This window comes from Microbacterium sp., from assembly GCF_036277215.1.
In the GTDB taxonomy this organism is placed as follows: domain Bacteria; phylum Actinomycetota; class Actinomycetes; order Actinomycetales; family Microbacteriaceae; genus Microbacterium.
Genome location: NZ_DASUNI010000103.1, coordinates 1 through 2,319 on the forward strand (window position 1 = coordinate 1; position 2,319 = coordinate 2,319).

Below are 2,319 nucleotides of genomic sequence, written 5' to 3' on the forward strand. Positions count from 1 at the left end.
GCCGTGCGCGTCGATGACGCGGGTCCGATCCGATCGGAGGCCCGCCATCTCGGCATCGCTCCCGACGACGATGAAGCGGCCATCCCGCACGGCCAACGCACTCGCGTCCTGGCCGCCCTCCTCGAGGGTCGAGACTCGCGCGTTTGTCACGATCAGATCCGCGTCAACACCCGCCGGCCGCATGGTGCCCTCCGTTCAGTCGAGACGATTACGTCGTTACCGTGTGGGCTACGGGCACGACGTACTCAGGCCACAGCGTCGACGGCGCACCGTGTACCATCGTGTACGCGTACTCGACACCAACCCCGTAGGCGCCAAAGTGGGATTTCACGATGTCAACGACCGCGTCGTACGTTTCGCGCGCAGCCCAATCGCGCTGCCACTCGAGCATCACGGAGAGCGCCGTGACCGGCTTCGCTCCAGCCTGGATCACACGCTGCATCGCGTTCTCGTGAGCCAGCTGACTCACGTCGCCGCAGCAGTCTTCGACGACGTACACGTCGTAGCCATCGTGAATGGCCTGGACGGTGGGAAGTGCGACGCATGTTTCCGTCCAGAGGCCGGCCAGCACAATCTTCTTGCGGCCGCTCTTCCTGATGGCGTCGACGAAGGTGTCGTCGTCCCATGAGTTCATCGTCGATCGTTCGATTGGCATCTGGTCGGGGAAGACCGCCTGGACCTGCGGCCACAGGTGCCCGCTGAAGGCCTTCGTTTCCACGGTCGAGAGCACGACGGGCACGTCGAACACCCGGGCCGCCTTCGAGAGCACGACGTTGGCGTTGATGATCGCCTGCCGATCGAAGTTGGCGACGCCGAAGAGCATCTGAGGCTGCAGATCGATCAGCGCTACGACGCAGTTGTCCGGTGTCAGCAGGCCCTTCTCACTGCGAGGCGCGAGGCGGTTCGTGCGCGACATGGCATCCTTCTCCGTTGACTGGGCGCACCGGGAGCGCGGTAGCGCCGGTTAGAGGTCCCGGGTGATCTCCGACAGAAACCAGGCTCGTTGCTGTGCCTCGTCGATCCAGGTTTCGGTGAGGCTTGCGGTGGCGACGTCGCCGTGTCGGTCGCACAGCTCATGCACCGCCTGCAGGAGGCGCGCGAGGTGGCGGTTGTCATCGCGGAGCTCGGTCAACATCTCGATCGCGGCAACCGCTTCTTCGTTGTTGTCCTGCAGCCGCTGATGACGCGAGATGTCGCTGACGGAACGAACCGCAGTACCCCCGAGCTTTCGGGCTCGCTCGGCGATCACGTCCGTCATGGCGAAGATCTGTCCCGCCTGCTCATCGAGCAGGAGGTGGTAGTCGCGAAAATGGGGCCCGCCAATGTGCCAGTGGAAACTCTTCGTCTTCACGTAGAGCGCGAACACGTCGGCCAGGAGCCGACGCAGCGCGTCCGTGACCTCCACCGGCGCAGCGCGCCCGAGGTCTGATGTGAGCTCGTTTGTAACTTCCACGTGGCCTCCACTGCGATGCTTGCGTGCCGCAGCCCTCACCCGGGGCTCGCAGGACGGAGTGTAGGAGGTCGGCAAGGACGTGATCTATAACGGGTTTCCATGATCCCGCCGGCGCTGTATCGGGATTACGCTGAACCGTACGGAGGGCTGCCGTGAGCACGCCAGATCGGATCGTCTACGTGGTGGATGACGACGAGCGCGTCTGCGAGGCGCTATGCGAACTGCTGTCCGCGGTCGGGGTCCCAGCGGTCACGTTCGGCTGCGCCGCCGATTACCTGCGGTACGCGAAGCCCGATCTTCCCGCGTGCCTGATCCTGGACATCGAGCTGCCGGACGTCAACGGACTGGAGTTTCAGCGCCAACTCGAAGCAGCCTATCACCCACCCATCGTCTTCATCACCGGCCACGGGGACATCCCCTCGTCCGTGCGCGCGATGAAAAGCGGAGCCGTCGATTTTCTGCCGAAGCCTTTCGGCCGACAGGACCTCGTGGATGCCGTGAACAAGGCGATCGACGAGGATCGGCGAACACGGCTGCAGCGTGCCGAGCGTGCGCGGCTGCAAGAGCGTTACCGGACGCTCACTCCGCGCGAGGCTGAGGTCATGCCGTTAGTGGTCAGCGGTCTTCTCAACAAGCAGGCCGCGGCGGAACTCGGCATCAGTGAGGTCACGCTCGAGATTCATCGACGACGGATCATGCAGAAAATGTCGGCGGCGTCGTTCGCCGACCTCGTCCGGATGGCGGCGCAATTGAAGGTGGGGCCCACGGAGCCGAGGACAGCGTGAATTCGACACGATATGTTGTGGCGGTTGTCGATGATGACGATCGGATGCTGGAGTCCCTAGGAAATCTACTGGAGTCCGCGG

At 63.9% G+C, this 2,319-nt stretch carries 3 protein-coding genes; 1 reads left to right on the top strand and 2 read right to left on the bottom strand.

All coding sequences use genetic code 11. The annotated features are described in order from the left end of the window. Positions 1-208 precede the first annotated feature (208 nt). Together VFX99_RS05125 and VFX99_RS05130 are read right to left on the bottom strand one after the other, a co-directional pair. Positions 209-916, bottom strand: coding sequence for a hydrolase (locus tag VFX99_RS05125; protein WP_329665239.1), 708 nt, complete (start codon positions 914-916; stop codon positions 209-211). 48 nt (positions 917-964) lie between these two features. Then, positions 965-1,405: a DNA starvation/stationary phase protection protein gene (locus VFX99_RS05130; RefSeq protein ID WP_329665240.1), complete on the bottom strand. Its 441-nt coding sequence runs from the start codon at positions 1,403-1,405 to the stop codon at positions 965-967. Positions 1,406-1,605: 200 nt separating this feature from the next. Here VFX99_RS05130 and VFX99_RS05135 point away from each other — a divergent pair, with 200 nt between their 5' ends. After that, positions 1,606-2,238: a response regulator transcription factor gene (locus tag VFX99_RS05135; RefSeq protein WP_329665241.1), complete on the top strand. Its 633-nt coding sequence runs from the start codon at positions 1,606-1,608 to the stop codon at positions 2,236-2,238. Positions 2,239-2,319 lie beyond the last annotated feature (81 nt).